This window comes from Bradyrhizobium ferriligni (genome assembly GCF_056837965.1).
This window is the reverse complement of the sequence record NZ_JBXEJO010000039.1, coordinates 23,708-49,467: the sequence shown is the minus strand read 5'-3', so window position 1 is coordinate 49,467 and position 25,760 is coordinate 23,708. Positions and strand designations below refer to the sequence as shown.

Sequence of the window (25,760 nt, the reverse complement as noted above, 5' to 3'; positions counted from 1 at the left end):
CTCCTCGCAATGACGGGGAACCAAACAGCAGGAAGTCATCCGCATGCCTTACGTCGATGGATTCATCGTCGCCGTGCCGAAGAAGAAACTCAAAGCCTATGCGCAGCTCTCGAAGAAGGCCGGCAAGGTCTGGCGCGAGTATGGCGCGCTGGATTATCGCGAATGGGTCGCCGACGACGTCAAGCCGGGCAAGCTGACGTCGTTTCCGCAGAGCGTGAAACTGAAGGCCGGCGAAACCGTCGTGTTCGCCTGGATCACCTACAAGTCGCGCGCCCAGCGCGACAGGATCAACGCCAAGGTGATGGCCGATCCGCGCCTGGCGTCGATGGGCACGGGCGACGTTCCGTTCGACGCCAAACGGATGATCTATGGCGGCTTTGCCAGCCTCGTGAAGGTCTGACGCGGCACGGTTTCGCCGCAATCCGCGCAGTAACCGGCTGTTAAACATCACGCTCAGCGAGCCGCGCGATGCCGCTTGCGTTTACTTGGTGATCCCGTATACTTTGCAATACAAAGTTCGGGCGAATCATGCGTGACCTCGACAAGGCGTTGGCCGATATCCTCGCGATCCGCAGCCAGATTGCGGCCGGAACGGCGTTTCGCGGCTATGGTCCGGCGACCGTCGCCGCCACCAGCGGCATCGCGCTCATCACGGCGCTTGCGCAATATCTCTGGCTTGCCGATCCCACCGCTCATCCGATCGCGTTCCTCGCAGGCTGGGCGGCGGCCGCGTTGGTCTCCGCCGTGCTGATCTGGATCGAGATGCAGGCGCGCTCGCGCCGGCATCATTCCGGCCTTGCGGACGCGATGGTCCAGCAGGCGATCGAGCAATTCGTCCCGGCTGTTATCGCCGGCGTGCTGCTCGCTGTCCTGCAATGGAAGTTCGCGCCCGAGACGCTGTGGATGCTGCCGGGCCTGTGGCAGGTGCTGGTCAGCCTCGGCGTGTTCGCCTCGGTCCGCCTGCTGCCGCGCACGATCGCGCTCGGCGGCGCCTGGTATTTCCTGTCGGGCTTCACGGTGCTCTTGATCGCAAGCCAGAGCCACGCGCTATCGCCCTGGACCATGGGACTGCCATTCGCGATCGGCCAGTTGCTGCTCGCAGCGCTGCTTTATTTCGCTTCCGGAGGCCACGATGCCGAAGACTGACCTGACCACCGCGCCGTTCGCCTATGATGGCCTCGACCGCGTCATCCACGAGAAGGCGCGGCTCGGCCTGTTGACCTCGCTGATGGCGCATCCGAAGGGGCTCGCCTTTGCCGATCTCAAGCAGCTCTGCGGCCTGACCGACGGCAACCTCAGCCGGCACCTGCAGGTGCTGCAGGAGGCCGGTCTCGTCGACGTCATCAAGGGCTATGAAGGCAATCGTCCGCATACCACCTGCCGCCTGACCAAGAGCGGCCGCCGCCGTTTCCTCGACTATCTCGCCGTGCTCGAGCAGCTGGTGCGTGACGCGGCCAAGGCCGCCGGCACGGCCGAGAGGGCCGCCGGCACGGCAGAAAAGGCCGCCGGCAAGGACGACCGCGCAGCTAGCCGCCTCGGTATCCAGCCGGTTTGAACCATCCCATTTTTGTCCGGAGACTTTGTGATGCAAAGTAACGTCGCGCTCAAGCCGGAGGCCGCCATCAGGCTCCATGTCGGCATCATCATGGATGGCAATGGCCGCTGGGCGACGCGGCGCGGCCTGTCGCGCCTGCGCGGACACGAGGCCGGCGTCGAGGCGATCCGCCGCATCGTCGAGGCCGCACCGGACCAGGGCGTCGGCACGCTGACGCTCTACGCCTTCTCGAGCGACAATTGGCGCCGTCCGAAGGCCGAGGTCGCGGCGCTGATGGGGCTGCTGCGGTTCTATCTCGCCAACGAGATCGCCGCGCTCGTGCGCAACGGCGTTCGCCTCACCGTGATCGGCCGCCGCGACCGGCTGCCCGACGGCATCGCCGCAGCGATCACGCGCGCGGAGGCCGAGACCGCCGGAGGTACCACGCTGCATCTGCGCATCGCGATCGATTATTCGGCGCGCGACGCCATCCTGAACGCCGCCGCACGCGCGGCCGGCGCCGGCGAGCTGAGCCGCGAGACTTTCGCCGATCTTATCACCGGCGAGGCCGGCCTGCGCGACGTCGACCTGATCATCCGCACCTCGGGCGAGAAACGGCTGTCGGACTTCCTGCTCTGGGAGGGCGCTTATGCCGAGCTGCATTTCACCGAGCGGATGTGGCCCGAATTCGATGCCGACGATCTCGCCGACGCGCTCGGCTCCTTCCATCGCCGCGAGCGCCGCTTCGGCGGACTGACCGCGATTGCGCCGGCGGAGGTGCCGAACCTCTAGCGCGTCAAGCCGCGCCAACTGCTCTCTTCCTAAAGCCCGGCCGGGGGGTTGGGCTCCTTCTCTCACAAGATGCGGGGACGAACGATCACGCCAATCATAGCGGGAGCGATCATCCATGCGCATTCTTCTCATCAACGTGCCGCATCCGGCGATCGGCAGCCGGATCCCCGACGACCATCTGCCGCCACTCGGCCTGCTGTCGATCGGCGGGCCGCTGATCGATGACGGCCACGACGTCGGTCTTATCGATGCCGAGTTCGGGCCGATGCCGGTCGAAGCCATCGTGGCGGAGGCATCGAGATTTGCACCGGATGCGGTGCTGTTCGGCCATTCCGGCTCGACGTCGGGCCATCCTGTCATCACCGAGGTGGCGCAGGCGATCGTCACGGCCGTGCCCGGTGTCCGGATCGTCTATGGCGGCGTGTTTCCGACCTATCACTGGCGCGACATCCTGCGCGAGGAGCGCTACGTCACCGCGATCGTGCGCGGCGAGGGCGAAGAGACCGCGCGGCGCCTGATGCGGGCGCTGGAGGCCGGCGAGGATCTCCGCATCATCAACGGCATCGCATTCCGCGACGATTATGGGCCACGCGTGACGCCGCCTGCGCCTGTTATCCGTGATCTCGATGCCTATCGCGTCGGCTGGGAATTGATCGATCACGCGCGCTACAGCTATTGGGGCGGGCTGCGCGCCGTCGTTGTGCAATTCTCGCGCGGCTGTCCGCATCTGTGCAATTACTGCGGCCAGCGCGGTTTCTGGACGCGATGGCGGCACCGCGATCCCGTGCGGTTTGCGAAGGAGCTGGCCCGGCTCCATCGCGAGCACGGCGTCAAGGTGATCAATTTCGCCGACGAGAATCCGACCGTCTCGAAGAAGGCGTGGCGGGCCTTTCTCGAGGCCTTGATCGCGGAGGATGTCGATCTGATCCTGGTCGGCTCGACCCGCGCCGACGACATCGTGCGCGATGCCGACATCCTGCATCTCTACAAGAAAGCGGGGTGGCAGCGCTTCCTGCTCGGCATGGAAAACACGGACGAGAAGACGCTGGAGTTGATCCGCAAGGGTGCGACCACCACAATCGATCGCGAGGCCATCCGTCTGATGCGCCGGCACGGCATCCTGTCGATGGCGACCTGGGTGGTCGGCTTCGAGGAGGAGACCGATCGCGATCATTGGCGCGGTCTCAGGCAGCTGTTGTCCTATGATCCCGATCAGATCCAGATGCTCTACGTCACGCCGCATCGCTGGACGCCCTATTTCCGTCTCGCGGCGGGGCGGCGCGTCATCCAGACCGATCGTAGGCTCTGGGACTACAAGCATCAGGTGCTGGCGACCCGGCACATGCCGCCGTGGCGCGTGCTGCTCTGGTTCAAGTTCACCGAGATGGTGCTGCAATGCCGCCCGAAGGCGCTGCTCCGCGTACTGCTTCACCGAGACGCCGGACTTCGTCACGCGATGCGCTGGTACACGCAGATGGGCCGCCGGGTCTGGCCGCACGAAATTCTCGGCTTCCTGCGCGACAAAAGACTGAAGCACGGACCGACGGTGCAGGAATTTTGGGGCGCGCCGCAGGATATGGAGGAGGAATCGATGTCGTCGCACCGGCCCGAGCGCCGCGTCGGCACATCACGCGCAGCGTAAGTCGATACCGTCTTGCCGTCTTCTGGATAACTGGCGCTGATGACTGGACGCCCGAGTCATCAGCGCGATAATTTCCAGATCGGCTGCGCAGAACAAAAAGAACCGTGGCGGTCGAGGCGTCGAGTTGAGCATACAGGTTGCGATCTTAAAAATATTGGCCAGTCACGTCGGCAGCAGAGCCACCCTCAATTCACTTAAGCACGACCTTGCAATCCTCTCATCGAGCGGCGACGATTGGCATGCACGGATCAAACGTCTGGCATCGCGGGTCCCCGAACTCGACATCTTTAGCCATAGCTATGTGCTCCGTGACGTCGAAGGCTGGGAGATCACATCGTCCGGTCGTGAGTTCCTGCGCGCGCTGGAAGCGGTCACGCAAGACAATCTGCCGTCCGCGCCAGCGGCCGAGGCCGCGATCCGCGCCGAGGGCAAGCTGATCGTGGTCGGTCACCGCTTCAAAAGCCGGGTGCGGCCACAGCGTGATCCCGAACAGAGCACGTTGGCGCGCCGCCGGCCGATCCGCGAGCCGCATTGAACCTCACTGCGCTGCACGCGACCTACCTTCGGGACGTGGCTCCGGAGGTCGCAGATGGCTGCTTTGGCTCAATCGATCGCACGCGCGTTTCCGGCCAATTCGCTTCGAAGCAGCATCGCCTGGCATGTCCTGCTGTTTGCCGCCGCGGCCCTGTTCGTCGCGGCGCTCAGGGCGAGCTACGGCCTCGATCTCAGCGCCGGCTTCTTCTGAAGCATGATCCGGAAAAGTGCGAAGCGGTTTTCCGAAGAGATCTTGCTCAAAAAAGACCGCGCGACAAATTCTCCTGCGGCAGGTCATACTGGGTTAACCGGACCGAGGTAGCTAGGCGCACGCTTTCCTTGCATCTCGACCCCTGGCCGGTTTTCCATGGATAAGCCGATGCGCTGCCAGTGCGGCAGGACGCGAACCATTGTGCTCGACAAGCATTTCCGCACCGCGCTGATATGCCCAAAATGCGATGAGGTTCAGCTGGCCAGCCCGGCGAGGCCAGAAGAACGGCTGTTGACCGCACGCTGAAGCGCGATGAGATCGGGTTGAATCGTCATCGCGTCTAGCTCGTTGTTTAAGCATGATCTTTCCGGAAAGCCGCTTCGCACTGTTCCGGATCATGCTCTGCGCGGTCGTTTTCGGCGCCGAAACCCGCTAGGTTCCGTCTGACGAAACGGACCGAAGCGAAACCCGATGCCGCAGCCTGCCCATACCGCCGCCATCACCCTTGCCGACATACGCCGTGCCGCGGATGTGATCCGGGATGCGGTCATGGTCACGGCCTGCAATGAGAGCCGCACGCTGGGCGAGATCTGCGGCTGCCGCCTGTTCCTCAAATTCGAAAACCTGCAATTCACGGCGACCTTCAAGGAGCGCGGTGCGCTGAATCGCCTACAGGCGCTGTCGCCCGAGGAACGCAAGCGCGGCGTGATCGCGATGTCGGCCGGCAATCACGCCCAGGGCGTGGCCTATCACGCCAAGCGGCTCGGCATCCCCGCCACCATCGTGATGCCGATCGGTACGCCAATGGTGAAGATCGAGAACACCAGGCGGCACGGCGCCGAGGTCATCATCACCGGGCAGACGCTGGAAGAATGCTTCGCGTTCGTCGGCTCGCATGCCGCGCAGAAGGGCCTGATCCTGATCCATCCCTATGACGATCCGCTGATCATCGCCGGCCAGGGCACGATCGGACTTGAAATGCTCGCGGCGGTGCCGGAGCTCGATATCCTGGTGGTGCCGATCGGCGGCGGCGGGCTGATCTCGGGCATCGCCACCGCTGCGAAGGCGCTGAAGCCGTCGATCCAGGTCGTCGGCGTGCAGGCCCAGCTCTATCCGTCAATGTACAATACGGTCAAAGGCGAGCAGCTGCCGATGCGCGGCGACACGCTCGCCGAGGGCATCGCGGTCAAGGCGCCCGGGCAGATCACCACGAAAATCGTCCGCGAGCTCGTCGACGACATCATCCTGGTCAGCGAGGACCAGATCGAGCGCGCGGTCGCGACCCTGATCTCGATCGAGAAGACGGTGGTCGAGGGTGCCGGAGCCGCCGGCCTCGCCGCCGTGCTCGCGGCACCGACGCGCTTTGCCGGCCGCAATGTCGGCCTGGTGCTGACAGGCGGCAATATCGACACCAGGCTGATCGCCTCGGTCCTGACCCGCGAGCTCGCGCGCGAGGGACGGCTGACGCAGCTGGCGCTCGACATCGTCGACCGGCCTGGACAGCTCGCGGCGGTGTCGATCCTGCTTGCCGACGCCGGCGCCAATATCATCGAGGTCTCGCATCAGCGCACCTTCTCCGACCTTCCGGCGAAGGCGACGCTGCTCGAGCTCGTGATCGAAACGCGCGACCGCGCGCATCTGGAGGAGGTGCTGGCAAGGCTCGGCGCCGCCGGATTTGCGGTGCGGGAGAGTTAGCTGTCAGACTGCTTGACCGTCATCCTGAGGCGCGAGCGGAGCGAGCCTCGAAGGATGAATCGGCCACCAGCCGGGCCGTCGATCCTTCGAGACGCGCGTTCCGCGCTCCTCAGGATGACGGATTTCAATGGGCGAACTAACCTTCGTCATCACCCGCCGCGAGCTCGGCGAGCTTCGCGATGGTGTTGATGTTGCGCGCGGTGCCCTTGGCGGCGGCGGGGATCTTCAGCTTCGAGCGGCCCATGCCGCTGCCATAGGCGACATAGATCTCGCGCTTGCCGAGCCGCACCTCTTCGTCCTGCCGGCCCTTGATGTCCTTCAAGGCGTCCTTCGGCGGTGGCTCGTCGAGGAAAATCGCGACAGTATAGTTCGGCGGCGCTTTCGGAAACGGATTGGCCTTCAGCACCGCGGCGATCTCGTCCGCGCTGCGGACGACGACGCCGACCGGCTTGCCGGCATAGGCCTGCAGCCGCCGCTCCAGCGCGGCCTTGACCTTGGCCGCGCCGAGCTTCGAGGAGAACACGACATTGCCGCTGGCGATATACGTCTGCGCGTCGGCAAATCCCTCGTCGACGCACATCGCCTTCAACTCGGTCATCGGCAGCTTGCCGGTGCCGCCGACATTGACCGCGCGCAACAGGGCGACGTAACGCGGCATCGACTAGCCGTCGGCTTTCTTCTTCGCGGGCTTCTTGGCCGGCGGCAGCTCTTCCATCGCCTTCTTCATGGCGCGGGCATAGGCGTCGGCGGCGTTCTCCGCCGAATTCTGCAACCGCTTGGCGGTCGCGGTTGCGTTCAGCATCGTGCTCTTGGCCAGGAAGCGGAAGCGCGCCTTGGCCTCCTTGTCCTTGGCCTTGGCCGCGCGCGCGACCCAGACGGCCTGACGTTTCCTGGCAGCCGCCATCACGGCCTTGGTCTGCGCTTTTGCGGTTTGCCGGATGACGGCGTCGAGGTCGGCTTCGGCCATTCAGATGCACTCATTGACTGGACATGCGCCGGAGCGGGCGCGGAGGGAGGGGAGCTACCCTAGCGTAACCGGTACCGTTTGAACATGCGATCGTTTTGCGATGTCCCCGCGGCTGCCGCCACGATCGGCGGCAGGCGTGCCGCTGGGCTGGCCGCCGGCGGCCGATGACATGCTCTACCGGGCGTGCGGTCCGGCATGATATAGCGGCGCAGCCCGGCCCAAGAGCCGCGCAGCCCGAACGAGGTTTCGATGCGAGCAATCAGCCGACGGAGCCTGCTTGGCGGCCTTGCCCTGCTGGCGGCATCGCCTTCGCTTGCGGCGGCCGCCGCGGAGACGCTGAGCGTCGATGCCGGCGAAGGCCGCGTCACGCTCAATCGTTTTGCCTGCGGGCGTACCGGCAAGCGGCCGGCGGTGCTTGTCCTGCACGGCTCGCGCGGCTTCGACCTCAGGCCGCGGGCCTATGAGCGTTATGCCAACGCGCTGACCGCAGACGGCATCGACGCCTATTTCGTTCGCTACTACACGCCGGCCGACGAGCAGGCGCTCGAGACGATGCACACCAGCGATCGCCGCGAGGCCTACGAGAGCGGGCGTTTTGACGCCTGGGCTGCGCGCGTCTCGGCTGTGCTATCAGCGGTGCTATCGGGCGCGGACAGTTCCGGCCGGATCGGACTGCTCGGCTTCTCGCTCGGCGGCTACGTTGCCGCTGCTGCGGCGGCCCGCGACGCGCGGGTGTCCGCGCTGGCCGTGCTGTATGGCGGCATGCCCGACAAGATTGCGCCTGAGGTCAAGCACCTGCCGCCGATGATCGAGCTGCACGGCGAGGCGGACCGCAACGTCCCGCTCGCCAAGGGTGAGGCGCTTGTCGGGCTCGGCAAGTCGGTCGGCGCCGAAGCGGAGATCGTCCGATATCCGGGCAAGGCGCACGGTTTCGATTTCGCGGACAATGATCCGATGACCGCTGATGCGGTCAGCCGTGTTGCCGACTTCTTCCAGGCCCGCCTGAGCGCGGCTTGAGGCCGAGGGCCGTGCGCGGGGTGCGCTAGTCTCCTGACGACCCCGGCGGAACCTTCGCGCCGGCCAGCAGTCCGGCCAGCTCCACCTGCCGGCCGAGTCCGGTCTTGGCCAGCACCGCCTTGAGCTGGTTGCGCACCGTTTCGCGGGAGATGCCGAATGCGCCGGCGATTGCCTCGACGGTGCGTCCTTCGCCAATGCCGCGCGCAACGCGCGCCTCCGCCGGCGTCAGGTCGAACAGACCCTGCAGCACTTCCGCGGTCGGCACCTCGGCCGGTACCACCGGCGTCACGATCACGATCGCCGCCGCGCGGTCGAACAGGTCACGCGCCGCGCCGTGGATCGGGACCAGATGCACGATCAGCGGCGGCCGATCCTCCTGCGCCGCGATCGGCACCGAGCGCACCTCCACGCCGATCAGTCCCTGATCAAGCGCGGCCAGGGCCTGGGCGAACAGCGTGTCGGCAGTGGTCGCCGCCAGCGTCAGGCGCTCGCCGCGATCCTGCATCACGTCGGGCACGAGGCGGTCGAACAGCGTGTTGGCCGCCATCAGGCGGCCGCCGCGCCGCAGCACTGCCGCGGGCAGGCCGAGCATCGCCAGCGATTCGGTTGCCGCCCTGGCGCGCTCCATCCCGAGCCGCGCCGACAGCAGCGCGGCACGCGCCAGATGCGGCCGCAGCGCGTCGAGCTGCTCGATTGCTTCCCGCTCGATCGGTCCGTGCTGGTATTCGCGCTCGACGCTGTAGATCAGCACGTCGCCGCTCGGCACCGGGATCGCCGTACCGGCGCCCCATCCGAGCCCGCGCGGGCGGAAGAATTCGCGGATCTGGAAATCCTGCTGCACCTCCTCGGGCGTATCGAATACGTCGATGTCGCGCAGGAAGCCGGCATGGTTGGCCGCGAGCAGGCGCGGCAATCGCCCGTTGCGCTCGTGCCAGCCGCCTTCGACATAGGCCACCGTGTCGTCGTGCATGTCGGGGGACGCGACCCAGCGGACGTCGTGTGGGGCCGCCGTCAGCAGCACGATACCGCGCGCACGCGCGATCGCACCGACCTGATGCAGGACATTCGGCCACAATTCGGGGACGACCGCGGCCTCATAGGCCAGTTCAATCAGATGCTCGTGCAGGTCGTTCGCCATCGGTCATCCCAAAAACCGTTGTTGCCCAATAGATAAACCCGGCGACCCCGGAAATATTGCGTAAAGCAATTCAGCCCGAGCCACGAGTCCGGATTATTCCGGTGCGCGTTCACGCGCATCAGGGCAAAATACGACGTTTCCGCCGCTCTTCTTCTCGATTTTCGGGCGGGCGCGTGGGGCCTCGCTCCGTCGGCTGCGCCCCGGCGCACGGCCGCCGGCGCCCGGACGACGAATTCGAAGGCCGATGCCAGGTCGGCGGGTCAAGCCCAAGGCTTGATAGAGGCTTGATGAAGACTCGATAATCAAGGCCTGACGATCATCGCCGTGTGTGGCGAAATCGAAGCTGCGTGACAGGCGGAAATATTCCGAAGCATCCCGAAACCTGATTGGCGTGGATCGACGCTGCGCCAGGCCTGCCGGCGTCACACATTTGCAACGCTGCACACGATCGTTCGAGCATGAACATCCTTTAATTTGTATCCGCGCAATCCGTAGCGCCAGCTACGGCATGATCCGGAAAGTGCGAAGCGGTTTTCCGGAAAAGATCATGCCTAGGGAGCGGCCTCAAGCGTGATGACGATTCAAACCTGGTCTCATCGCGCTTTGGGCAACCACCTCTGACATTCATGCGAGCCATCGTCGGCTCGGGGAGAGCCGATGATCAGCCGCAGGGCGCTTTCCGGATTGTTGATGACGCTGGTCGGCCCCTCGTCGCGGGCCGGCAACGACGGGCTGGCGCTGGGCCATTGCCGGGGATCATGCGCGAATGTCGACTTGTCGACCCTTGGCTACGATCAGTTCTGCCGGTCGTTGTTCGAGATCGCGGCAAGCGGCAGGCTGCATGCGGTCGCAACCGGTTCGGAGATTCGCGGAGAGATGCGATCTCTGTTCCGGGCGCGGCGGCTTTATCGGCCGTCGCGTGACGAGATCCGGGTTCTCTGGCGCGCGCCCGCGGATGGATTCTCGGTCGTGAAGGTCGAGTTCGATCTGGAATGCGGCGTGCCGGTGCGCGGATGTCTTGGAATTCCCGACGGAGAATTCAAGGGATTGATCCTGCTCGGCCACGGCATGGCGAGCACGCCGGAGCGCTGCTTCGACGATGCCGATAAGGACTACATGAACGCGCTCGGCAAACGGCTATGTCGGGACGGCTATGTCGTCTGGTGTCCTTACATCGTCCAGATCGGAAATCAGGAGAGCCAGAACAACATCGCCGCGATGCTGGCATCCCACGGTGTCTCCGCTCACAACGTGTCATGCGCATCGCTCGATGCCGGCGAAATCGTCTGCCGAAAGCTCACCGGCGCGTCGGGTTTGAACGTCGGCGTATACGGGGTGTCCTGGGGCGCCTTTCTCGCGCTCCATCTGGAAGCCGCTACGGGGCGGATGCGGCCGACCGTCGTCTCCGGATATATGCGCGACGAGAAGAGGTTTCTGACGTCGCCCGTGATCAGCAAGAATCTCGGCGTCGAACTTGCGGCTTACATTCATTTCAGCAACGGCCGCGCCAAGTACACCGGCGCGGAGCTGGCGTGCCTGCTCTGCCCGTGCCCGCTGTTCGTCGAGATCGGGAGCCGCGACGGTGCAAACGCCGTGGAACTTGGGCGGGATGAGAAGTTTACGCAAATGCAATCTGTCTACGCATCGTCAGGTCATCCACACTTGATCGACATGGACGTCTTCGATGGCGCGCACGAGGTCAGCGGCAAGCGCGCGCGGCCATGGCTATCCGAACATCTGGCGTCGCCAGCCTATCAAGACACCGCTCGCTTGAAGAACGCCATCGCGCTGTGAGCGCAGCCTGACCTCGACCGTACCGAGGGTGCGCTCGCGTGGATCACATTGACGGGAGCTTTCGGCGCCGGCGGCATGCACTGAGCCGGTCCGCGCGGCCGCAATGGCTGTGTCATGGTGGCATTGCAGCGCACCTCAAAGCTGGCTGTAGTCGGGATCGGCGCGCAACTATCGCGGTCGAGTTGCAGGATTGTCGGATTGGCCGCGTTATGATCTGCTGCAACGCACCTGCCCATCCTGACCTTCGGGTCTGAGGGAACTCGACGTCATATATCCGTCTCGTAGCGTCTGTTGGTAGCCGAAGGGTTGGACTGCATGAGTGATACGGAACGCATGCGCGGTCGTTTGGCAGGGCTTCTCGTATCGGCGGGATTGGTGGCGGCGGGAGTATCAGCGGCCCATGCCCAGGCGGGGCCGCCCGGGCCTCCTGCCGTGGGCGTGTTCGAGGCGGTGAAGCGGCCGATCACCGAAACCAATGAATTTCTCGGACGCATCGAGGCGCCCAACCGCGTCAACGTGGTGGCGCGCGTCACGGCGTTCCTGGACAAGCGGAACTTCGTCGAAGGCTCCGAGGTCAAGGCCGGCGACCTGCTGTACCAACTCGAGCGCGGCCCGTTCGAGGCCGATCTTGCATCGAAGAGAGCGCAGGTCGCCCAATTGCAGGCGACGCTGGTCAACGCCAAGCTGACCACCGATCGCGCCAAGGCCCTGATGGGCGGGCCGGCCGGCCAGCAGTCGAACGTCGACGCCGCAGTCGCCAACCAGCAGAGCCTCGAGGCACAGGTGCAGGCCGCCCAGGCGCAGGTCGACCTGTCCCAGATCAATCTCGACTACACCATGATCCACTCGCCGATCGACGGCAGGATCGGACGCACGGCGGTCACCGAAGGCAACGTCGTGACGCCGAGCTCGGGAACCTTGACGACCATCGTCAGCCAGGACCCGATGTATGTCACTTTCCCGGTGCCGGTGCGCGAGGCGCTCGATCTGCGCGACCGTTATGCGACGCGCGGCGGCTTCAAGGCCGTCATCATCCGTTTGCGCCTGACGGACGGCCGGCTCTACGAGAAGACCGGTGAGCTGAATTTCGTCAACAACACGATCGCGCAGAATACCGACACCATCTCCCTGCGCGGCGTCATCCCCAACCCGGCGACGTACACATCCGTCGCGGCCGGCGGCGCGATCCGCGAACTGACCGACAATGAGTTCGTGACCGTTCTCCTCGAAGGCGTGCAGCCGGTCGAGGTGCTGGCGATCCCGCGTTCGGCGGTGCTGTCGGACCAGCAGGGTGAATATGTCTATGTCGTCGGCGCGGACAACAAGGCCGAGCAACGGCGGATCCAGCTTGGGCAATCGACCGCAACGATTGCGGCGGTGACGAGCGGCATCGCGCTCGGCGACAAGGTGGTCGTCGAGGGATTGCAGAAGGTCAAGCCGGGCGAGGTGGTGGCGCCGGGGCCTGTTAGCGCGCTGATCCAGTCGAGCATGAAGGTTTCGGCGGACGGCGGCGCCAGCAGCACGCCGAAATCGACGGGCAATAACCCATGATTTCCGCTGTCTTCGTCGATCGTCCGCGGCTTGCGATCGTCATCGCGTTCGTGATCACGATCGCGGGCGCACTGGCGCTGATGCAGATTCCGGTCGCCCAGTTCCCGGACATCGTGCCGCCGCAGGTCACGGTCTCCGCCGTGTTCCCCGGCGCATCGGCTGAAGTGGTGGAATCGAGCGTCGCCCAGCCGCTGGAAGCGCAGGTCGTGGGCGTCGACAAGATGCTCTACATGAAGTCGACCAGCGGCAATGACGGCAGCTACACACTGACGGTTTCCTTCGCGCTCGGCACCGATCCCGATATCAACACCGTCAACGTCAACAACCGCGTGCAGAGCGCGCTTGCGCAATTGCCGACCGAGGTGCAGGCGCAGGGCCTGACCGTGCAGAAGAAATCTTCGGCGGTGCTGCAATTCATCGTACTGTACAGCAAGAGCGGCGAGCAGGACCCGCTGTTCATTACCAACTACGCCATCATCAACGTGCTGGACGCGATCTCGCGCACGCCGGGTGTCGGACAGGCCTCGCTGTTCGCGAAGCTGAACTACTCGATGCGGATCTGGTTCGACACCCAGCGCCTGACCAGCCTCAATCTGGCGCCGTCGGACGTGATCGCCGCGATCCGGGCCCAAAGCGTGCAGGCGCCGGTCGGCCGCATCGGCGCACGTCCGATCAGCAATGACCAGCAGTTCCAGTTCAATGTGCAGACGCAGGGCCGCCTGACGACATCCAAGCAGTTCGGCGACATCGTGTTGCGGGCCAATCCGGATGGATCGGTGCTGCGGATCAGGGACGTTGCTCGCGTCGAGATCGGCGCGCAGAACATGGATTCGGAGTCGCGGATCGACGGCAATCCCGGCGTGCCGATGGGCATCTATCTCGCGCCCGGCGCCAATGCCGTGACCACGGCCAAGGCGGTGCAGGCCGCGCTTGCGCGGCTGTCGGAGCGGTTTCCGCCGGGGCTGACCTATCTCGTGCAGTACGACTCCACCACCTTCGTGTCCGATACGATCAAGGAAGTGATGAAGACGCTCGGCGAGGCCTTCGTGCTCGTCGTGATCGTGGTGTTCCTGTTCCTCGGCAATCTGCGCGCCACGGTGATCCCGGCGGTCGCGGTTCCGGTCAGCCTGATCGGCGCCTTCGCGGTGCTGCTGGCGCTCGGCTATTCCGCCAACACGGTCTCGCTGCTGGCGATGGTGCTTGCGATCGGCATCGTGGTCGACGACGCCATCGTCGTGGTCGAGAACGTCGAGCGCGTCATGGAGGAGGAGCCGGAGCTGTCGCCGGCCGACGCCACCAAGAAGGCGATGGCGCAGATCACCGCGCCGATCATCGCGATCTCGCTGGTGCTGCTCTCGGTGTTCGTGCCGATCGCGTTCATCCCGGGCATTTCCGGCACGCTGTTTCGCCAGTTCGCGGTGACGATCAGCGCCGCGATGGTGATCTCGGCATTGAATGCGCTGACCTTGTCGCCGGCACTGTGCGCCGTGTTCCTGCGCCATGGCGGACCGCGCCGCGGCATCATGGGGCGGGTGCTCGGCAGCATCGACTGGGTACGCGACCGCTACGCCGGCGTGGTGCAACGGCTGGTTCGTGTGGCGGTGCTGTCGCTGGTCGCGGTGCTGGTGTTTGCCGGCGCGGTGTTCGGCGTGTCGAAGATCACACCGACCGGCTTCCTGCCGGAGGAGGATCAGGGCGCCTTCTTCATCGCGGTGCAATTGCCCGACGGCGCGTCGGTGGCGCGCACCAGCGAGGTCACCAAGCAGGTCGAGGCGCTGTTGAAGAAGAATCCGGCGATCGACCATGTGCTGTCGATCATCGGCTTCTCGCTGCTCGACGGCGCCAGCGAGCCGAATTCGGCCTTCATGGTGGCGCGCATGAAGGCGTTCGCCGATCGCAAGGCCGTCACCGACTCGGTGCAGGCCGCGATCGGGCAGACCTTCGTCGGGGGATCGCAGATCCGTCAGGCCTCGGTGCTGCCGTTCAACCTGCCGCCGATCATCGGGCTTTCGACCTCCGGCGGCTTCGAATATCAGCTCGAGGCGCTGGAAGGGCAGGATCCGGCTTCGCTCAGCAGCGTGATGGGCGGGCTGATCGGCGCGGCGAACCGAAATCCAAATCTGGCCCGCGTGTTCTCGACCTTCACCGCGACCAACCCGTCGGTTTTTCTCGATATCGATCGCGCCAAGGCGCAGGCGCTCGGCCTCAACATGGCCGACGTCTTCACCGCGCTCCAGGCCACGCTCGGCGGCATCTACGTCAACAACTTCAACCTGTTTGGCCGCACCTGGCAGGTCAATGTGCAGGGCGACGCGGCCAACCGCCGCGACATCCCCGACATCTGGCAGATCTATGTGCGCAACAGCGGCGGCGAGATGGTGCCGATCCGCTCGATCGCGTCCTTGCGGATCGTGACCGGTCCGCAGGTGATCACCCGCTACAACAATTATCGTTCGGTCACCGTGAACGGCAGCCCGGCGGCAGGCGTGTCCTCGGGCACCGCGATCGCGACGATGGCCGATCTCTCCAAGTCGACGCTGCCTTCGGGCTACTCCTATGAATGGACCGGCACCGCCTATCAGGAGCAGGCCGCCTCCGGCCAGACCGGCATCATCCTTGGGCTCGCGGTGCTGTTCGCCTATCTGTTCCTGGTGGCGCTGTATGAGAGCTGGACGATCCCGATTCCCGTGCTGCTGTCGGTCACGGTCGGCGTGTTCGGTTCCTATCTTGCGATCAAGCTCGCGGGTCTGAATCTCGATCTCTACGGCCAGATCGGCCTCGTGGTGCTGATCGCGCTCGCCGCCAAGAACGGCATCCTGATCGTCGAGTTCGCCAAGGAGCAGCGCGAGGCCGGCAGGCCGATCGTGGAAGCCGCGACGATGGGCGCGCAAATGCGTTTCCGCGCGGTCATGATGACCTCGATCGCCTTCATCCTCGGTTTGGTGCCGCTGGTGGTCGCGACGGGCGCTGCGGAAATCAGCCGCCGCGCGGTCGGCACCGCGGTGTTCGGCGGCATGCTCGCCGCAAGCTCGATCGGCATCTTCCTGGTGCCGATGCTGTTCGTCACCTTCCAGGGCTGGCGCGAGGGTGTAAAGAACCGCTTTGGCAGACGGAGCAAAGCCGAGCAGCCTGCCTCGCATTAGATTCCGCCTAATCCCTTCGCGCATTAGCGGGGCGCGTGGGGCGGGGCTATGCTGCTGGCCTCATCGATGGAGTTCCGGATTGAGCGTTGCCTTCACCAAGGAAGAAAGTGCCGAGACGGCGGCCGAAACGCTGTTGCCGGACCGTCCCATTTCGCCGCATCCCAACCTGGTGACCGAAGCCGGACGCAAGGCGCTGGAGCGTGAGCTCCAGGCGGCGCGCGAGGCCTTTGAGGCCGCGCAACAGCTGGACGACGTCAACGAACGGCGGCGGCAGTCGGCGGTTCCGCTACGCGACGTGCGCTATCTCACGGAGCGGCTCCGCACCGCGCAGGTCGTGCCTGACCCTGCTTCCACCGAAACCGTCGCCTTCGGCAGCACGGTGACGTTCAGCCGCGCCGATGGGCGGGTGCAGACCTATCGCATCGTCGGCGAGGACGAAGCCGATCCCAAGGCAGGCTCGATTTCCTTTGTCTCGCCGGTGGCGAGGTCGCTGATGGGCAAGGCCGTGGGCGACGTCGCAGGCGCCGGCGATCAGGAACTGGAGATCGTCGCGATCGCTTAGCGAGTGATGGGATTAGATTGAATGGCGGTCGCAAAGGCGGCCTGCTCCCTCTCCCGCTTGCGGGGGAGGGCCGGGGTGGGGGTTCTCTCCACGAGTCACATTGTGGAAAGAGCCCCCACCCGCATCGCATTTTCAATGCGATGCGACCTCCCCCGCAAGCGGGAGAGGTGCAGGCAGTCTGCGGCATCATCGATTCAACCTGACTCCGTCGCGCTCGCGCAAATGCGACGTGAGTGGATACGGCTGCCTGCGAAGTCCGATCACGCCGCCGGCAGGGCAAGCCGCTCGATGGTTTGAATATGCCGCGCCAGCAGGCTGCAGGCCTGTTCGATGTTGCGCGCGCGCAGCGCCTGCAGGATCACGCGGTGATCCTGGCTCGGCCGCGGCCGCCAGCCGGCATTGCGCGCCATCGCGAACACCAGTCGTGAATTCGCAAGCTGCAGGCCGTCGAGGCTGGCAAGCAGTCGCGGCATCGCGCACGGCGCCACCAGTGCGTGATGAAAGGCGCGATTGGCCATCTCGAAATCCTGCACCGTCTCGGCATTGTCGCCTTCGATCATGGCGAGTTCGATCCGTGCCAGATGGGCCGATGTGAGCCTGGGGGCGGCATTGCGCAACGCGACCACTTCGAGCGCGGCGCGCATCTCGGCGATCTCCTTCACCGATCTGGTGTCGAGCGGCGCGACCCGCACCCCGCGACGGGGCACCGCAACGACGAGGTGCTGCGCCTCCAATTGCCTGAAGGCCTCGCGCACCGGGACGTGGCTCGAGTGGAATTCGCGCGCGACATGGTCCTGCCGCAGCGGCGCGTCCGGCAGCAACTCGCCGCTGATGATGCGCTCGCCGATCGCCTCGGCGATGCGCCCCGCGGTGGTCGTGTTCTCACCTTCGTTCGTCATAGATTATCTATCGTAAAAACGGGTGCGCGTTCGTCCGAGCTCGGCTAGCATCGTTCTAAGTCCAAATATCATAGATAATATACCATATTATCTATGATCTATAGCAAACGAGAAGGCAAGCTCTATGGTTGATGTCGTGGAGATCGAACGGACCGACAGCCGCAGCAGTGCAGCGCCCCGCAAGACCTGGGAGCGTGCCGAGGCTGAAGCACTCTATAACCTGCCGTTCGCGGACCTGATGTTTCAGGCGCAAGGCGTGCATCGCGCCAACTTCAATCCGAACCACGTCGAAACCGCGAGCCTGCTCAGCATCAAGACCGGCGGCTGCCCGGAAGACTGCGGCTACTGCTCACAGAGCGCGCATTACGACACCGGCCTGAAGGCCACTCGCCTGATGCCTCGGGAGGAAGTGGTCGCGGTCGCGCAGCGCGCCAAGGACGCCGGCGCAACCCGCTTCTGCATGGCCGCGGCCTGGCGCAGCCCGAAGGACCGCGATCTTGACCAGGTCTGCGACATGGTCAGCGCGGTGAAGGGCCTCGGCATGGAAACCTGCGTCACGCTCGGCATGCTGACGCCAAACCAGGCCGAGCGTCTCTCCGACGCCGGGCTCGATTTCTACAACCACAACGTCGACACCTCGCCCGAGTTCTACGACAAGATCATCACCACCCGCACCCTGCAGGACCGCATCGACACGCTCGCGCATGTGCGCGACGCCGGCATCAAGGTCTGCTGCGGCGGCATCATCGGCATGGGCGAACAGGTCGATGATCGGCTCGGCATGCTGATGCTACTTGCCAATCTCCCCAGCCATCCGGAGAGCGTGCCGATCAATCTGTGGAACGAGGTCAAGGGCGTGCCGGTCAACGACACCGCGGAACGGCCCGATCCGATCGCGCTGGTGCGTCTGGTCGCCACCGCGCGGATCATGATGCCGAAGAGCGTGGTGCGGCTGTCGGCCGGACGACAATACATGACCGACGAGCTGCAGGCGATGTGCTTCCTTGCCGGCGCGAATTCGATCTTCATCGGGGATGTGCTGCTGACCACCAGGAACCCGCAGCGCGATCGCGACGCCAATCTGCTGGACCGGCTCGGCATCAACTCCGCCCTCGACTGAGCGTACTTCCGGCACGCGTGCGGCGGGATTCGCCGCGCGACCAACGACAAATCTCAGAGAGAAGCATGAGCGCAATCCATGCGGCCAAGGTCGCTGATTACGCCGCGGCCTTGCACGCCCTGAGCAAGGACGATCGGCTGCGCGGTCTCAAGCCGCGCGCGGGCACCGATTTCGTCTCGAACGACTATCTGGCGCTCGCGAGCGCGCCGCGCATCAAGCAGGCGGTCGCGGCCGCGCTCGAGGCCGGCACACCGATCGGCGCCGGTGGGTCGCGGCTGCTGCGCGGCAATTGCGAGGAGCACGAACGGCTGGAGGCCGAAGCCGCTGCGTTCTTTGGAGCCGAGACGGCGCTGTTCTTTGGCGGCGGCTACGTCGCCAATTTCGCCGTGCTGACGACGCTGCCGCAGCGCGGCGACCTCCTGGTGCTCGATTCTCTCGTGCACGCCAGCATCCATGAAGGCGCGCGGGCCGGCCGGGCCGAATTCCGGATCAGCGCGCACAATGATCCCGGGTCGGTCGAAGCCACCATTCGCGGCTGGCGCGCCGAGGGTGGCACGGGCCGCGTCTGGATCGTGGTCGAAAGCGTCTACAGCATGGATGGCGACGTCGCGCCGCTCGACGACCTGGTCGCCATCGCCGACCGGCACGACGCGTTCCTGATGGTGGACGAGGCGCATGGCACCGGCGTCTATGGCGAGCAGGGGCGCGGGCTGACGGCGACCTATGAGGGGCGCGAGAACCTCGTGATCGTTCATACCTGCGGCAAGGCGCTGGGCGCCGCCGGCGCGCTGGTCACGGCCTCGACGGTGCTGCGCGACTTCATGGTCAATCGCTGCCGCCCGTTCATCTTCGCTACCGCGCCGTCGCCGCTTGTGGCCGTTGCCGTGCGTGAGGCACTGCTGATCCTGCAGCAGGAGCCCGAGCATCAGCAGCGCCTGGCAAAACTGGTCGCGTTCACGCATCGCGAGCTCGACCTGCGCGGCTGGCGCAGCCCGTCGCGCTCGCAGATCGTGCCCTACATCGTCGGCGACAATGCGCGCGCGATGCAGCTGGCATCAGCGCTGCAGGCGCGCGGCTTCGACATTCGCGGCATCAGGCCGCCGACCGTGCCGGCGGGCACTGCGCGGTTGCGGATTGCGCTGACGCTCAATGTCGGCGAGGACGACGTGCGCGCGCTGCTCGATGCGCTGGTCGAGGAGACGAAGGGCTGGTCGCGATGAACTGCCCAATCGTGGTGACCGGCACCGATACCGGGATCGGGAAGACGGTTTTCTCAGCGGGCCTCGCCAGTTTCCTCGGCGCGCGCTACTGGAAGCCGGTTCAGGCCGGCATCGAGGAGGAAACCGATGCGCAACTGGTCGCACGGCTTGGCGGGCTCCCGGCGGATCGCATCGTACCGGAGCGTTATCGGCTTCGAACGCCTGCTTCGCCGCATCAGTCCGCCGCACTCGACGGCGTGCGCATCGATCCTGCCGCGCTCGACGTGCCCGATGTCGGGGACCGGCCGCTGGTGATCGAGGGCGCCGGCGGGCTGATGGTGCCGCTCGACGGCAGCACGCTCTATATCGACGTCTTCGCGCGATGGCACCTTCCGGTCGTGCTCTGCGCCCGCACAGCGCTCGGCACCATCAATCACTCACTGTTGTCGGTCGAGGCATTGCGCAAGCGCGGGATCGACATTCTCGGGATCGCATTCATCGGCGAGAGCAATCCCGAGAGCGAGCGCGCGATTTGCGAGATCGGGCAGGTGCGCCGGCTGGGCCGGTTGCCCTGGCTTGCTCCGCTTGCGGCAGACACGCTGCAGGCAGCGTTCAAGGCGTCGTTCCGGCGGGAAGATTTCAATCCATGACATCCGCTCGGAAGTCGCCGATCTGGCACCCGTTCACCCAGCACGCGCTACACGGCGAGATGACGAGAATCGTGCGTGGCGAGGGAGCCTATCTCTACACCGCGGATGATCGCCGCATCATCGATGCGATCGCATCCTGGTGGGTCGTGACCCACGGTCATTGCCATCCGCACATCGTGCGCGCGATCCAGGACCAGGCGGAGCAGCTCAACCAGATCATCTTCGCGGGCCATACCCACGATCCGGCCGAACAGGTCGCCGCGCAACTCCTGAAGCTGGCGCCTGATGGGCTCGATTACGTGTTCTTCTCCGACTCTGGCTCGACCAGCGTGGAAGTGGCGCTGAAGATGGCGCTCGGCTACTGGCACAATATCGGCGCGACGCGCACGCAGATCATCGTCATGGAGCATTCCTACCATGGCGACACGATCGGGACGATGTCGGTCGGCGCGCGCGGCGTCTTCAACAGGGCTTACGAGCCGCTGCTGTTCGACGTCGCGTCGATCCCGTTTCCGGCGCCCGGCCGTGAACAGGCGACGCTCGACGCGCTCGAAGCCGCATGCAGGACGGAATCCGCGGCAGCGTTCATTGTCGAACCGCTGATCCTGGGCGCCGGCGGGATGCTGATGTATCCGCCCTGGGTGCTGAAGGAAATGAGACGCATCTGCGCAGCCTCAAACGTGCTCTTCATCGCCGACGAGGTCATGACCGGCTGGGGCCGCACCGGCACATTGTTCGCGTGCGAGCAGGCCGACATCGCGCCGGATATCGCCTGCTACTCTAAGGGCCTCACCGGCGGTTCGCTGCCGCTCGCGGTGACGCTCTGCCGGGCCGAGATCTACGATGCGCATTATTCCAGCGATCGTTCCCACACCTTCTTCCATTCCAGTTCCTACACGGCGAATCCGATCGCCTGCGCCGCCGCAAAAGCAAACCTCGAACTCTGGCAACACGGCGCGGGCGCGCGCGTCGCTGCGGTGGCTGCGATGCAGGAGCGCCTGATCGCACCGTTCCGCGCCGACGCGCGCTTCGAGAACGTCCGTCGCACCGGGACCATCACCGCGCTTGATCTGAATGCAGTAGATGCGGGCTATCTCGCCGGCATCGGCCCAAAGCTTCAGGCCTTCTTCGCGCGCCGCAACCTGCTGCTGCGGCCGCTCGGCAACACGATCTACGTCATGCCGCCGTACTGTGTCACCGAGGCGGACCTCGTGGAGATTTATGCCGCGATCGCGGATGCAGCCCACGAGCTGGCCTGACAGGGCGCTTTGCGCGCCTGAAATCCCGTGACTGACGATTTGCATCGCGTGCCGTTCTGCACGCGATTGGTTCTCATACCTAATCGGCGTGCCGTTGCAGGCACGCCGATAGGCTGGATCACGCGTGCCTGTGCGGCGCTGGCCTCGCAGCGGGATGCTGCGGTCGTGGCGCAGGATGGGGCCGCGGTGCCGGCCGTGACACATGCGGTGGCGGCGGACGCCGGGGCGGCGGCGGAGCACGATGCACAGCCGCTTGCGCGACGCGCGGCGCCGGTGGATGCGCGGCCGGGCGTGGCGCAGGCGGCGCGCGCTGTGCGATCTGCGGTCTCGGCGCATGCACGGCTGGCGCCGCGACGTGCGGCGCCGGAGCGGGATGGTTGACGGCGACAGGCGGAGCGTGTCCCGTCGGCGGTGCATGTGCAGCCGGCAAAGCGTTGCCTGCAGGCAAGGCGTGCCCCGTTGTCGTTGTCTGTGCTTGCGGCAGCGCGTTTCCGGAAGGCAGGGCATGCCCAGTCGGCGACGCATGTGTTGGCGGCAGAGCGTTTCCGCTCGGCAGAGCGTGTCCTGGCGGCACGGCACTTCCTGTCGGCAGAGCATGCCCGGCCGTGGGTTGCGCATGTCGGGGCGGCGGCGCCGCGATCGGCTTGCCTGGGCGCGCGGCCACCACGCCGGCGCCGCTGAACCGTGCTGCGTGCGCGGTCGCGGCGACCGCCGGATGACCATGGTTGTTGGCGAGCGTCAGCGCCGGATTCTTCATCGCCGCCTCCGCGTGTCGCGTCTGCTCGCCGGTCGCAGACACGTGGTGCTCGCCCTGGGCAGCAAGCTGCTGCGGCGTCGGCTTCACCGCGGTGCCGCCGGTGCCGCCGTTGTAGCTGACGTTGGTCGTGTTGTTGACGACTGTCCTGTTGTAGACGTTGGTGACCGAGACATTCGAGATGTTGTTGACAGAGCTGTTGTAGAAGAAGCTGCCGCCGCGCCAGTAGCCACCCTCATAGCCGACGCCGGTGTAGCCGAAGCCATAAGAGATGCCGCCGTAGAAGCCGACCGTCGCGCCCCAATATCCGGCGTGGAAGGCGTAGGCGCCGTCGGTCCAGCCCCAATAGCCGGGTGTCCACAGCAATTGAGGCGCCGGCGGAAGCACCCATGTGCCGGGCACCCAGTAGTAACCGGTGTCGTCGTTCCATGCCCAATAGCCCGGAGTCCAGATGTAGCCGGGCGCGGGGATCGGCGGCTGAACATAGACCGGCAATGGCGGCGGCGCCGCATTGACGGTGATGCCGATGGCAAGCTGCGCGCGCGCTGGCGCGGGCGGTGAGAGACAGCAGAGGCTGAGAGCCAAGGCGAAAGGCAGTCCGGCGATGCGGCGCATGGCACATACTCCAATCTTCTTCCCCCAGCGTTGGAGTCGAATAGTGGCGGCGACATGAACCCGTTGTGAATGTTTGTGCTGACACCGTGATTTCGAGATCGCGCGACGGCGGGATCGTTAACGACGGCGAATGCAAGTCAGCTCGGTGTCAGGATGGAACGCGACGGTGCGGTCGCGTCAGCTTCATCACTGCGCCAAATAGTCGAATTTTCGATTTGAATTGGACGACGACCCCCTGCGCGTCATCAATCGGTGCCCGGAGCATCCGGCTGCCAAAGGCCGGGCAGGGAGGTTTGGCATGGCGCGATCCGCCGACATCGACATCAACGCGGGCGCGCGCCTCGACAGGCTGCCGATCTGCGGATTCCACTGGCGCATCCTGGCCCTGATCGGCGCCGGCATGTTCCTCGATGCGTTCGATATCTATCTGGCCGGCGGCGTGCTGGGTGCCGTGCTCAAGGAAGGCTGGTCGACGCTCGAACTCAACGCCGCGTTCGTCTCAGCGACCTTCGTCGGGATGACGATCGGCGCGTGGTGCTCCGGCATCCTTGGCGACCGCTTCGGTCGTCGCTTCTCCTACCAGATGAACCTCGCGATCTTTGGCCTCGCGTCGATCGCCGCGGCCTTTGCGCCGAACATGATCGTCCTGATCGGCCTGCGTTTCATCATCGGCATTGGCCTCGGCGCGGAGATCGTGGTCGGCTATGCGACCTTGACGGAATTCGTGCCGGCTTCCTCGCGTGGGCGCTGGATCGGGCTGCTCGCCGTGATCACCAATTTCTCGCTGTTCGTATCCTCCATGGTCGGCCTGTGGGTGATCCCGACGCTTGGATGGCGCTACATGTTCGGCCTTGTCGGTTGCCTTGCGATAGTCGTCTGGTTTCTGCGCAAGTCGATGCCGGAATCGCCGCGCTGGCTCGCCGCCAACGGACGTGCCGATGAGGCCGAGAAGATCCTGTCGACGATCGAAGCCGAGGCCGCGCGCAAGGCGGTACTTCCTGCCGTCGCTGCCCGCGCGCCGGCGCAGGAGTCTCCCGGCGCGGTCTGGCGTCTGTTCCAGCCTCCGTATCTCGCGCGCACGCTGCTCGGCAGCCTGTTGCACATCGTCGTCGGCTTCAGCCTCTACGGGTTCATCGGCTGGCTGCCGACCTTCATGGTCAAGGGCGGCCACAGCGTGGTTTCCTCACTTGGCTACACCACGGTGATGGCGCTGGGCGGCCCGGTCGGATCGCTGATCGGGCTCGTGCTGGCGGACCGGCTCGGACGCAGGCTCTCGATCGTCTGGTCGTCGATTGCAGCAGCGGTGCTCGGTATCGCCTATCCATACATGCCGGATGGTGTTGCGCTCGCAGCCGTGGGCTTCCTGCTGATCACGGCGATCTACGTGATGCTGGCGACCGGGTTCGCGATGCACGTCCCCGAATTGTTTCCGACGCGGTATCGGCTTCGCGGCACGGCGATCTGCGCCACGTCCGGACGCATCGCGACCGCGCTGGTCCAGTACGTCGTGGTCGCGATCTTTGCCTGGCAGGGGCTGACCGGTGTGCTGACGGCCCTGGCCGGCATCCTCGTCTTCCAGGCCGTGGTCTTCCTCGTGTTCGGTTTCGAGACCAAGGGACGATCTCTGGAGGACGCGTCGGCGGTCACGGACGCCGAGGCGGGAGAGCGGTCGTCGATGGCGCGGAGGCCGGCCGACCTCGGCGCCTAGTTCAGGTCGGAGCACGCCGCCCTGATCCGGTCGCGGAGCCAGCCATTGGCATTGCTCTGATCGTATCGGCGGTGCCAGTACAACATCCAGTCGAATGGCGCGGACTCGAACGGTAGTTCCTCCATCCTCAGATCGTCGTCCATCAGCACGGTTGCGAGGTGTCCCGGCATCACCGCGAGCAGATCGGTCTTCTTCAAGACATGGGGCACGACCAGCCAATGCGGCACGTTCAGGGCGATGCGTCTTCGATGGCCGCGTTCGGCGAGCACGTCGTCGACGAAGCGAAGATCGGTCGGGCTCATCGAGACCTTCATGTGTTCCTGCGCGATGAAGCGCTCGAAGGTCAGCCGGGCGCGCCTGATCTGGTGCCCGCGTCGCATCAGGCAGACCATGCGGTCGCGGAGCAGCGTCTCGGAACGGATCGATGCGGAGTGCTCGAGCCCCATGCTCACCGCGACGTCGATCTCGTCCCGCTCCAGCGCATCGATCGTCAGGGCCGGCGGCAGATGGATCGTGTTGTAGGAGATCCGCCCCTCCGGCGGCCGTGCTGCAGCGAGTCGCGGCAGCAGCAGGCACGCGAGAATGTCCGACATCCTGATGGTGAAGGTGCGTTCCGTCCGGTCTGGATCGAAGCCGGCGTCGCTCGCCATCACGCGCTCGACCTGGCGCAGGACCTGGCGCAGCGGCTCCGCCAGTTCGGTGGCGCGGGGCGTCGGCTGCATCCCGGTCGTGGTCCGCACCAGGAGTTCGTCCTTGAACATCCCGCGCAACCGGTTGAGCGCATTGCTCATCGCCGGTTGACTGAGGCCGACGCGATCCGCCGCCTTGGTGACGTGACGCTCGGTCAGCAGTGCGTCCAGCGCGACGAGCAGATTGAGGTCGATGGATCGAAGGTTCATCCATCATTCATATCGTGAATGACGAAAGATGACAAATCCATTTCATCCATGATGATGCAAGGCGTATCAATCGATCC

The 25,760-nt window shown here is 65.4% G+C and carries 24 protein-coding genes; 18 read left to right on the top strand and 6 right to left on the bottom strand.

Features of this window, described 5'->3' with window-relative positions:
• Window positions 1-43: 43 nt before the first annotated feature.
• The 8 genes from AC1VNY_RS23270 to AC1VNY_RS23235 all read left to right on the top strand — a co-directional run bounded on the left by AC1VNY_RS23270 (window position 44) and on the right by AC1VNY_RS23235 (window position 6,408).
• Window positions 44-400, top strand: a complete 357-nt coding sequence (locus AC1VNY_RS23270) for a DUF1428 domain-containing protein (protein ID WP_028341411.1) — start codon at window positions 44-46, stop codon at window positions 398-400.
• 128 nt (window positions 401-528) lie between these two features.
• Window positions 529-1,146, top strand: coding sequence for a hypothetical protein (locus AC1VNY_RS23265; protein WP_028341412.1), 618 nt, complete (start codon window positions 529-531; stop codon window positions 1,144-1,146).
• The gene (locus tag AC1VNY_RS23260) at window positions 1,133-1,555 is read left to right on the top strand and encodes a transcriptional regulator (RefSeq protein WP_304497838.1); all 423 of its coding nucleotides are present in this window, start codon (window positions 1,133-1,135) and stop codon (window positions 1,553-1,555) included. The genes AC1VNY_RS23265 and AC1VNY_RS23260 overlap by 14 nt, the downstream gene beginning before the upstream one ends.
• A gap of 30 nt (window positions 1,556-1,585) precedes the next feature.
• Window positions 1,586-2,326, top strand: a complete 741-nt coding sequence (locus tag AC1VNY_RS23255) for a di-trans,poly-cis-decaprenylcistransferase (RefSeq protein WP_018269238.1) — start codon at window positions 1,586-1,588, stop codon at window positions 2,324-2,326.
• A 115-nt stretch (window positions 2,327-2,441) separates the two neighbouring features.
• Window positions 2,442-3,968, top strand: a complete 1,527-nt coding sequence (gene bchE / locus AC1VNY_RS23250; RefSeq protein ID WP_482406927.1) for a magnesium-protoporphyrin IX monomethyl ester anaerobic oxidative cyclase — start codon at window positions 2,442-2,444, stop codon at window positions 3,966-3,968.
• A gap of 124 nt (window positions 3,969-4,092) precedes the next feature.
• Window positions 4,093-4,503, top strand: a complete 411-nt coding sequence (locus AC1VNY_RS23245) for an aminoacyl-tRNA deacylase (protein ID WP_482406926.1) — start codon at window positions 4,093-4,095, stop codon at window positions 4,501-4,503.
• A gap of 54 nt (window positions 4,504-4,557) precedes the next feature.
• On the top strand, window positions 4,558-4,713 hold the full coding sequence (locus AC1VNY_RS23240) for a response regulator (RefSeq protein ID WP_482406925.1): 156 nt from the start codon (window positions 4,558-4,560) through the stop codon (window positions 4,711-4,713).
• A 471-nt stretch (window positions 4,714-5,184) separates the two neighbouring features.
• Window positions 5,185-6,408 (top strand): threonine ammonia-lyase, encoded by a 1,224-nt coding sequence (locus AC1VNY_RS23235; protein WP_482406924.1) that lies wholly within the window; start codon window positions 5,185-5,187, stop codon window positions 6,406-6,408.
• Between the two features lie 136 nt (window positions 6,409-6,544).
• On the opposite strand, the gene AC1VNY_RS23230 is transcribed toward AC1VNY_RS23235, so the two are convergent.
• Complete coding sequence (locus AC1VNY_RS23230) at window positions 6,545-7,066, bottom strand: DUF1697 domain-containing protein (RefSeq protein ID WP_482406923.1); 522 nt, start codon at window positions 7,064-7,066, stop codon at window positions 6,545-6,547.
• Between the two features lie 3 nt (window positions 7,067-7,069).
• Entirely contained in the window at window positions 7,070-7,375 is a 306-nt protein-coding gene (locus AC1VNY_RS23225; protein WP_482406922.1) for a hypothetical protein, read from the bottom strand.
• A 249-nt stretch (window positions 7,376-7,624) separates the two neighbouring features.
• On the opposite strand from AC1VNY_RS23225, the gene AC1VNY_RS23220 reads away from it, so the two are divergent.
• Complete coding sequence (locus AC1VNY_RS23220; protein ID WP_482406921.1) at window positions 7,625-8,392, top strand: dienelactone hydrolase family protein; 768 nt, start codon at window positions 7,625-7,627, stop codon at window positions 8,390-8,392.
• 25 nt (window positions 8,393-8,417) lie between these two features.
• Here AC1VNY_RS23220 and AC1VNY_RS23215 read toward each other — a convergent pair whose 3' ends face one another.
• A complete protein-coding gene (locus AC1VNY_RS23215) occupies window positions 8,418-9,530 on the bottom strand; it encodes a helix-turn-helix transcriptional regulator (RefSeq protein ID WP_038382539.1) in 1,113 nt (370 codons plus the stop codon).
• 657 nt (window positions 9,531-10,187) lie between these two features.
• Here AC1VNY_RS23215 and AC1VNY_RS23210 point away from each other — a divergent pair.
• From AC1VNY_RS23210 to greA, 4 genes are all read left to right on the top strand, one after another.
• Window positions 10,188-11,324 (top strand): hypothetical protein, encoded by a 1,137-nt coding sequence (locus tag AC1VNY_RS23210; protein ID WP_482406920.1) that lies wholly within the window; start codon window positions 10,188-10,190, stop codon window positions 11,322-11,324.
• Window positions 11,325-11,639: 315 nt separating this feature from the next.
• Entirely contained in the window at window positions 11,640-12,875 is a 1,236-nt protein-coding gene (locus tag AC1VNY_RS23205; RefSeq protein ID WP_482406919.1) for an efflux RND transporter periplasmic adaptor subunit, read from the top strand.
• Complete coding sequence (locus AC1VNY_RS23200; RefSeq protein ID WP_482406918.1) at window positions 12,872-16,018, top strand: efflux RND transporter permease subunit; 3,147 nt, start codon at window positions 12,872-12,874, stop codon at window positions 16,016-16,018. Before AC1VNY_RS23205 ends, AC1VNY_RS23200 begins: the two co-directional genes overlap by 4 nt.
• A gap of 79 nt (window positions 16,019-16,097) precedes the next feature.
• Entirely contained in the window at window positions 16,098-16,580 is a 483-nt protein-coding gene (greA, locus tag AC1VNY_RS23195) for a transcription elongation factor GreA (RefSeq protein ID WP_028341424.1), read from the top strand.
• Between the two features lie 260 nt (window positions 16,581-16,840).
• On the opposite strand, the gene AC1VNY_RS23190 is transcribed toward greA, so the two are convergent.
• Window positions 16,841-17,479: a GntR family transcriptional regulator gene (locus AC1VNY_RS23190; protein WP_028341425.1), complete on the bottom strand. Its 639-nt coding sequence runs from the start codon at window positions 17,477-17,479 to the stop codon at window positions 16,841-16,843.
• Window positions 17,480-17,603: 124 nt separating this feature from the next.
• On the opposite strand from AC1VNY_RS23190, the gene bioB reads away from it, so the two are divergent.
• From bioB to AC1VNY_RS23170, 4 genes are all read left to right on the top strand, one after another.
• Window positions 17,604-18,599: a biotin synthase BioB gene (gene bioB / locus AC1VNY_RS23185; protein ID WP_482406917.1), complete on the top strand. Its 996-nt coding sequence runs from the start codon at window positions 17,604-17,606 to the stop codon at window positions 18,597-18,599.
• A gap of 65 nt (window positions 18,600-18,664) precedes the next feature.
• Window positions 18,665-19,819 (top strand): 8-amino-7-oxononanoate synthase, encoded by a 1,155-nt coding sequence (locus AC1VNY_RS23180; RefSeq protein ID WP_482406916.1) that lies wholly within the window; start codon window positions 18,665-18,667, stop codon window positions 19,817-19,819.
• Window positions 19,816-20,448 (top strand): dethiobiotin synthase, encoded by a 633-nt coding sequence (bioD, locus tag AC1VNY_RS23175; protein WP_482406915.1) that lies wholly within the window; start codon window positions 19,816-19,818, stop codon window positions 20,446-20,448. The genes AC1VNY_RS23180 and bioD overlap by 4 nt, the downstream gene beginning before the upstream one ends.
• Window positions 20,445-21,707 carry an adenosylmethionine--8-amino-7-oxononanoate transaminase gene (locus AC1VNY_RS23170; protein WP_482406914.1) on the top strand — a complete coding sequence of 421 codons (1,263 nt, stop codon included), beginning with the start codon at window positions 20,445-20,447 and terminating at the stop codon, window positions 21,705-21,707. The genes bioD and AC1VNY_RS23170 overlap by 4 nt, the downstream gene beginning before the upstream one ends.
• 118 nt (window positions 21,708-21,825) lie before the next feature.
• Here AC1VNY_RS23170 and AC1VNY_RS23165 read toward each other — a convergent pair whose 3' ends face one another.
• On the bottom strand, window positions 21,826-23,076 hold the full coding sequence (locus tag AC1VNY_RS23165; protein WP_482406913.1) for a hypothetical protein: 1,251 nt from the start codon (window positions 23,074-23,076) through the stop codon (window positions 21,826-21,828).
• 298 nt (window positions 23,077-23,374) lie between these two features.
• Between AC1VNY_RS23165 and AC1VNY_RS23160 the strand changes: the two genes are divergently transcribed.
• Window positions 23,375-24,784 (top strand): MFS transporter, encoded by a 1,410-nt coding sequence (locus tag AC1VNY_RS23160; RefSeq protein WP_482406912.1) that lies wholly within the window; start codon window positions 23,375-23,377, stop codon window positions 24,782-24,784.
• On the opposite strand, the gene AC1VNY_RS23155 is transcribed toward AC1VNY_RS23160, so the two are convergent.
• On the bottom strand, window positions 24,781-25,683 hold the full coding sequence (locus AC1VNY_RS23155) for a LysR family transcriptional regulator (protein ID WP_482406911.1): 903 nt from the start codon (window positions 25,681-25,683) through the stop codon (window positions 24,781-24,783). The genes AC1VNY_RS23160 and AC1VNY_RS23155 overlap by 4 nt on opposite strands.
• Between the last annotated feature and the right edge of the window lie 77 nt (window positions 25,684-25,760).